Raw genomic sequence first — 7,584 nt, 5'->3', positions numbered from 1 at the left:
TCAGACTCATCACTAACATCAACATTATCCGTTTTATCAACAATATCCTCAACAACAACAAATTCTGAAGCATCTTTTACATCAGATGTTTTTTCATCTTTAACCTGTTTTTTAACTTCGCTTTCAATGGTTTCATCTTCAAAAAATTCTGATGGATTTATTTCACTTACATCAATAGGTTTTTCAAGGAAATCACCGTCATCCACCTTTTCAACTTCAACAAAATCATTTGAACCAATAACACCCATATTTATTTCATTTTCAGTTTCTGATTCCTCTTGAGCTTTTCTTTCAGCTTCTTCTTTTTCATGTGCCAATCTTAACTCTTCAGCTCTTTTTTCAGCTTCAATTCTACGTTTTTCTGCTAATTTTTTAGCTTCTTCAGATCTGCGCCTTTCCTCTTCGCGGGATTCCTTAATTGATTTTTCAACAAAGTCCAGCAGTTTTTTACGTCCCAAATCCCTGTTCCTATACCAATCTGTTGACCATAAATGATACAGTTTCCATCCAAGGCCTGTCAACACCTGTTCACGAAGCCTGTCACGGTCACGTGCTACTTTACTTGAGGAATACATTTTTCCATCTGTTGTAATTCCTAAAATATATTTACCCGGATTTTCATCATCAACAATAGCTAAATCTACTCTGAATCCTGCACAACCAATTTGCCTATCTACCATGTAACCATTTTCTTCTAAAAAGCTTGCAATTGCATCTTCAAAAGGTTCTTTAGAATGAACAGCAGGTTCATGAGTTCCTAAAGTCAAATTTTCTGCATATTCTAAAAATTCTTTTAGAGATTTTACACCGTATGGAGGATTTGCAGTTAAATTCATATCATATGCTTTGAAATTTGAGAAAACAACACATTTTTCTCTTGCACGTGTAATCAATACATTTAACCTTCTTTCACCACCGTCCTGATTTAAAGGACCAAAGTTAAGTGACATTTTACCATCTTGGTCATAACCATAACCAATACTGATTAAAATAACATCCCTTTCATCCCCTTGTATTGTTTCAAGGTTTTTGACAAAGAAACGTTCATCTTTATTTTCTGAAAATAAAGGCTCAAATTCAGGCCTTTCCTTACGCCTTACCTCTAATTCTTCAAGAATAGCGTTTTTTTGAGCAACAGAAAATGTACCTACACCCAAACTTTTTGTATCCCCATATTTTTCAAAGTGGTTGAAAATTTCATCAACAACATCCTTTGCCTCTAATGGATTTTTAGATGAAGCCCCTCTCAAATATTGAGTATTAGGATTATAATGGAATTTTAAACCCAATTCAGGATCTGAATGAGACGGTGAAGGATAAACCAATAGGTCATCATCATAAAATTCCCTATTGGATACAGTAATCAATGATTCATGACGTGAACGGTAATGCCATTTTAGCATTTTTACAGGGAATGACAATTTACACAAGTGCAATATACTTTCCATATCCAAAGAAGTTGCCTCTTCCTCATCACTGTCTGCATCAGACATTTGGTCGAAAAATGAAGTAGGAGGTAATTGTTGAGTATCGCCCATGACAACTGCTGTTTTACCCCTCATAAATGCACCCAGTGCATCTTCAGGTTTTACTTGACTTGCTTCGTCAAAAATAACTACATCAAACTGCAATTCTTCATTTGTAGGATCCAAATACTGTGCAATGGATAATGGAGACATCATAAAACAAGGTTTAATTTGTTTTATCATCCCTCCAGCTTTTTCTAGGAGTTTACGAACAGGCATATGCCCACTTTTCCTTGTAAATTCCCCTGCAAGTATTTTTGCCTGAGGATTTTCTGTTCCTCCGAAGATTTTTGGAATATTACTGTTTAATTTATGGAAAATTCTCTTTCTATTTAAGATAAGAATCTTTTTATCCAAATCTTTAAATTCTTTGATTCTATTTTCATGCAATTCACCAATAAATGTAGCTAATTCCTGATTTTCAACAAATAAGATATTTAAAAGTGAATCTGCAAAGTTACCATCAACTAATGCTTCAATATCATCTTTTTTAATGTTTCTTTTTTCAATTGAATCTACAAACATTGATGCATTTGAATTTTTCAAACCTTTTTTAGTATTCAAGTACTGAGACCATAGGTGAAGACTTGACAATTGACCTCTCCATTTGTATAATTGTTCCTGCCATGCTTCAAAACTTACATCACCAGTCTCTCTTTTAAAAATCAATTTACTTCTCGGATTAAGTTTATCCTTAAGTTTTGAAAGTACACGTACAAATTCTTCACCGGATTCAATGTAATCCGCAAGATCTCTTTCGGGTTTGATATCAAATAAGTCCTTACTCATCAAATCTATTGTATTTTCAGAAAAAGTTCCTTCACGTACAAGAGCAGTGAATTCTGTCATCCATCTTGCAATAGCCTTTAAATCATTAGGATTTGCATTTAAATGCCAATATGCCCCATAATATTTTTCACCTAATGTCCTATTGGCTTCTAAATTATTTCTTATTTTAATAACTGCTTTTGCCTCTTGCAAATCTCGGATAATTTCATCCACACTTCCATTGACCGGTACTGCATAATATCTTTCCACAAGTTCTATGTGCTGTTTATTATTGAAGAATCTAAATTTCTTATTGGAAATGTTTCTTAACTCATAGATTAACCTGTCAATATCAACTTGTAAAATACTTTGATTGAATTTATTTAAAATTACCGCATATTTCTGATACCTTTGAAGCTCCTGAATTAATTTAAATGCATCATCATTGTTATTATTCCATGCACCTGATTTCAGAATACTACCATCTATCAATTCTGCATTCTGAGACTTGATTATCTCAAATGCTGAAAGTGAATTTTGAAATTCATTTAATGTATCCGGTTTTTTAATTCCATAAATATCATAAACTCTTCCACGTTCAACCAGGAAATTGTCCAATGCATGCAAAGTATCATTAATCAACATTTCGATTTCCCTTAAATCCGCAGGCAGCAAACTTTTTGGTGAACATTTGCTCCAAGGATTTTCTTTGGAAATTGTTTGATACAATTCAGCCAAGTTTTCCAATGACACCTTCATGTCATCCAATTCTTTAAGAGTTATGGTTTCCGGATTTTGGAATCTTACTAAAGGCATTATAGCATTCTTTCTTGAAAAATGATCATCTGCTGATTCTTTCATACCATATAATTGGAAAGGTGATAAGTTTACAGCAAATGAAGGTTTATGAATAATCTGAGAATAATCATCTAACTGACGGCGCAAAGTTTCAAGTTTGCGAATTGTCTGATCAATGTTCAATGGTTCCTGAGCCCTTACATTAGTTGCCTTTTGCAGGTCTTTCAAGAATTTTTTACGTCGAGTCTTGTGAGAATGCAATTCCAATACAAATTTGCCTAACCCCACACCGGTCAATCTGTCTTTTACAACATCAAGCGCAGCCATTTTTTCTGAAACAAATAAAACGGATTTTCCTTCAGCTAAAAGTTCAGCTATCAAGTTCACAATAGTCTGTGATTTACCAGTTCCCGGCGGACCTTCCACGACCAAGTTACGTCCCGCTTTAACATCCTGAATCGCTGCAATTTGAGATGAATCTGCATCAAGAACCTGATACATATTCTGATATTCAAGCTGAGAATCAATGTCTTCTTCCCTGAACGCTTCCTGATCATTCTTTGCAGGATTAAAAATAGCTTGAATCAATTCATTTTTAGTTAAATCAACATTGTCTTCCCAAGCATCAGGATTTAAATCATTATACATTACGAATTTGGTAAAACTGAAGAATCCTAAAGCCACATTATTGTTTACTTCCCAGCCTTCCATTCTTGATACAGCTCTACGTACACTGGCAATGTAATGGTCTATAACTTCACCATACTTTTTAAATTCAAAATCTGGAAGTTCAATACCAGCTTCCAACAATTTAGCCTTAAGGGAAATATTTGTCTGAATATCTTCTCCAGTCCATTCAAGGTTAAATGATTCACCAACCTTTTTTCTCTCCATTACAACCGGAATCAATACTAATGGAGCATTATTTTTTTGTCTTGGTTTGGATTTGTCTTTCCATTGCAAAAATCCGATTGCCAAATACAAAATGTTATAACCCTGCTCCTGAAGCATTGTTTTTGCTTGGTTATTAATATAATATAATCTTTTTTGAAGCTCTTTTGGAGTCAAATCAGTGGCTAACTTTTTATCTCCCTCAGAAAACTTGGAAAAATCAAATGGAATATGATCCCAAACTGAAGATTTGTCTTCCTTTTTATCTTTTTTATTGGCTACAAAATACATTTTGTTTTCCTGCAGAACCAATGTCTGATAAAGATTTATTGGAGACTGATTTACTATAGTGATAGTTTTCGCTCTAGATTTGAAATTAAGAAGTTGATTTCTTAAAGTTAAATCTAATAACTCCTTACGTAAATTTTTAAATTCCTTTTCGATTATATTAGATGATTTGTTTAACATGATGACCCTTTGTAGTGTTTAAAAAAAATTAAGAACCATATATAATTATAATTATATATATTTATAAAGTTTTCTAAAAGTTAAGAAAATGGTTATTTTGAGGTATAATTGCAAACAAATATAAATTAACCATTTAATCATTAATTAAACGAATTAAACTAGTTTTTGCATATCCACTATTTGATGGCTTTCCACTAATAATGTCCCAACTTTTTTAATTTTTCAGCAGATATTTTTGACGCAAAAATGCCTGAATCTTTAATTGATTCTCCATTTAATCTTTGTGAGATATAAGCTGCCATATAAGTATCTCCACAACCTGTAGTATCAACCACATCTTCACATTTAACTGCATCAATTTTTATTTCATCACTACATATTATTCGAGACCCATTAGAACCATCAGTTACAACCATCTCATCTACATTATAGCAGACACCAATGAATTTTGCTTCTGCCTCATCCATAAAAATTGCATTTATGCCAGATAAAATTTCATTTAAACCGTCAAACCTTGATAATCTGATAGTGTAATTTTCATTTACTCGCACATCCGGAACTCTTAAAAAACCTTGTATCGATAAAAATATCGGCACATTGAAACCTTTTAAGTATTCTATTGTCTCAGGCGGAAAATCATAACGATTCAAAGGATTAATCACAAACCCCTCTACATCAATATCCTCCAGAATATTTTCCAAATCGCTTTTTAAAATTGAAATATCAGCAAAATTGCTAAACTGCTCACGAATATCCAAATTGTTTTCAAAAGGATATTTATTTATAAAAAAATGAGTATCATTCTTTTTGATAACTTTAACCTTATCCAAATTTGGAAAATCATTTACCAAACTTTCATCACTGCAATTTACAACTGCAATGTAATCCTCATAAAACTTTTCAAAAACAAAACTTTGAAAATAGGTCGCACCACCAATTTTTTGAGATTTTTCAGACCCTTTAACAATCAAGTCTTTTGTAACTGGCCCTACAACAACTAACGTCATGATAAACACTCATCAACTTTAAATATTAATCTAATCAAGTTCAATAGTAATGTCAACAACATGATATCGGTTTGAAATATCATAAATCTCCTTTTTGATATTTTCAACATTTTTTCCGAAATCCACATTTACTTTCAAGGTCATCACCGAATCAATTCCATCCAGTGACCAAATGTGGAAGTCTTCAAAATGATTTACTCCGTCAATTGCCAATATCTGTGATTTGAACTCATCCACATCAAAATTATCTGGAGTTTTTTGAAGCAATACTTCTATGGATTTGTATAGATTTCTTCCCAAATTAAATATAAGCCATATTGCAATTCCAATTGATACAAAAGGATCCAAATATGGTGCGCCATCCCAGAAAATCAATACAATACTTAATATTAAAATTGCCAACCATTCAAATACATCACCTAACTGGTGAAAGAGAATTGCCTTTTCATTGAAAGTTTCCCCATCATGAAGTCTGTAAACTGAAAGTGACTTGAAAATTATTCCAACAACAGCAATAATCAGCATTCCTTCAGCATCCACGCCTTCCGGTGAAAACAATCTCGGAATCGCTTCAGACAGTATTACAAATGCCATTATAATAACAAAAACTGAAATGATAACCGCACCAAGAATGGAAAACCTCTGATACCCATAGGAATATTTGTCATTGGAGTCCTTTTGGGCAACATGCTCCAAAATCCAAGCCAAAGCAATTGAAATTGTATCTGACAGGTCATGAATACAATCGGCAAGAATCGCCACACTGTTAGTTGCAAGGCCTCCAACAATAACTATAATGTTGAATGCCAGATTCATAAAAAATACAAAAGCCAGATTTTGTCCCGCTTTTTTGTGATGATGATGCGTATCAATTCTCATAGATATACATTTATCAATAATAGAATAAAAATTTTATTAAATGATAAAAAATATTAAAAACAGATTTAAATTAGGTTATGTTTAAATAATTTAAAAATTAATAAATATAATAGTGATTTAAAATGGCAACTATTGGAACAACAATTTTTTCACATATAATACCTGTAATCTTAGGATTTTTAGCAATCATAATGGTTATTTCTGGTTCATTAGAAGAAAGCAAAACAAAATTAGGTTTAGGAATAGTATTATTTGTAGTAGCTTGCCTATTCCCATATGTAATTTTAAGTATACTAGTCTAGGAGCTTTACTTCTCCGGAATGAAGACTAGTTCCAATCAACACTTTTTTTATACCCTGAGAGTCCAACTCACCAATGGATTCCTTATTCAATCCGCCAGCAATTATTAACTTATCCTTCATGTCATAAAATTCGTCTAAAAGACTCTGATTATATCCTTTCTCAGTACCCACACCACTAATGTCCAAAAGGATTATTTCATTCGGATCCAATCTTTTCATAATTTCTTTAAACTCGGATAAATTCAAATCCAAGTTTTTTGAAAACAGTTCATTATCCTTGACATCAATACTTATAACAATTCTTTCTTTAGGATATTTTTCAAAGATTTTCTCCATTTCTTCAATGCTTTCAAGAGTTTCTGTTGGAACAATAATCTTAAATGCATAATCAAGGAAAAATTCAAAGGATTCACAATTTTTTACTCCTCCGTCAAACATTACAGGAAGAATTGTATTGACCAATTTAATGTCAGTTATATTATGTCCGTTTGATTCAATCAAATCCAAATCAGCAATATACATTTCATCAGCCCCATTCAATTTTAATCCCTGTGCGATTTCAACAGGATTGGATGAAGGTGCAAAAACTGTTCTTAACGGCTGATAAGTATCCCTCATACCGGATTTTCCGCTAACTGCCAGGTGTTGTTTTAAGTCAATGACTGGAATTTTTTTAATCATGAATATAATTATCATGAAACAAGTATTAATATTTTAAAAAAAATTTAAGGAGGTGAGAAGAACTGAGGTGTTTTTCAGCCCTTCTCGAGTATACTAAAAATAATGATCAATTTTCGATTAATAACAAATATGTTATGAACCTCTATTTAATAAATTAAATAACATACTATATAAATGTTACTAAAGTTTAAAAAAATTAAAGTAAACTTGAATATATAAAAAATATAAAAATAATAATAAAAATAAAAAAAATTTAAAATAAAA

General features: G+C 32.0%; 5 protein-coding genes. 1 reads left to right on the top strand and 4 read right to left on the bottom strand.

From position 1 onward, the window contains the following. From Q0P94_RS10085 to Q0P94_RS10075, 3 genes are all read right to left on the bottom strand, one after another. Positions 1-4,451 (bottom strand): DUF4011 domain-containing protein (locus Q0P94_RS10085; RefSeq protein ID WP_295116219.1); only part of this gene is annotated, 4,451 nt, incomplete at its 3' end. A 194-nt stretch (positions 4,452-4,645) separates the two neighbouring features. Continuing rightward, positions 4,646-5,458 (bottom strand): PfkB family carbohydrate kinase, encoded by an 813-nt coding sequence (locus Q0P94_RS10080; RefSeq protein ID WP_295116217.1) that lies wholly within the window; start codon positions 5,456-5,458, stop codon positions 4,646-4,648. A gap of 30 nt (positions 5,459-5,488) precedes the next feature. Then, entirely contained in the window at positions 5,489-6,337 is an 849-nt protein-coding gene (locus Q0P94_RS10075) for a cation diffusion facilitator family transporter (RefSeq protein ID WP_295116215.1), read from the bottom strand. Positions 6,338-6,459: 122 nt separating this feature from the next. Between Q0P94_RS10075 and Q0P94_RS10070 the strand changes: the two genes are divergently transcribed. Further along, a complete protein-coding gene (locus tag Q0P94_RS10070; protein ID WP_295116213.1) occupies positions 6,460-6,639 on the top strand; it encodes a hypothetical protein in 180 nt (59 codons plus the stop codon). Here the strand turns inward: Q0P94_RS10070 and Q0P94_RS10065 are convergent. After that, positions 6,631-7,320 (bottom strand): HisA/HisF family protein, encoded by a 690-nt coding sequence (locus Q0P94_RS10065; protein ID WP_295116211.1) that lies wholly within the window; start codon positions 7,318-7,320, stop codon positions 6,631-6,633. The two genes, Q0P94_RS10070 and Q0P94_RS10065, sit on opposite strands and share 9 nt — an antisense overlap. Between the last annotated feature and the right edge of the window lie 264 nt (positions 7,321-7,584).

It is taken from the genome of uncultured Methanobrevibacter sp. (assembly GCF_946184425.1).
GTDB lineage: Archaea > Methanobacteriota > Methanobacteria > Methanobacteriales > Methanobacteriaceae > Methanocatella.
The sequence above is the reverse complement of the archived record's forward strand: the minus strand, read 5'-3'. Positions and strand labels throughout refer to the sequence as shown.

Coding starts and splice junctions, on each gene's coding strand:
- Q0P94_RS10065 (WP_295116211.1), bottom strand. CDS start 7,320: ATGATTAAAAAAATTCCAGTCATTGACTTAAAACAACACCTGGCAGTT.
- Q0P94_RS10080 (WP_295116217.1), bottom strand. CDS start 5,458: ATGACGTTAGTTGTTGTAGGGCCAGTTACAAAAGACTTGATTGTTAAA.
- Q0P94_RS10075 (WP_295116215.1), bottom strand. CDS start 6,337: ATGAGAATTGATACGCATCATCATCACAAAAAAGCGGGACAAAATCTG.
- Q0P94_RS10070 (WP_295116213.1), top strand. CDS start 6,460: ATGGCAACTATTGGAACAACAATTTTTTCACATATAATACCTGTAATC.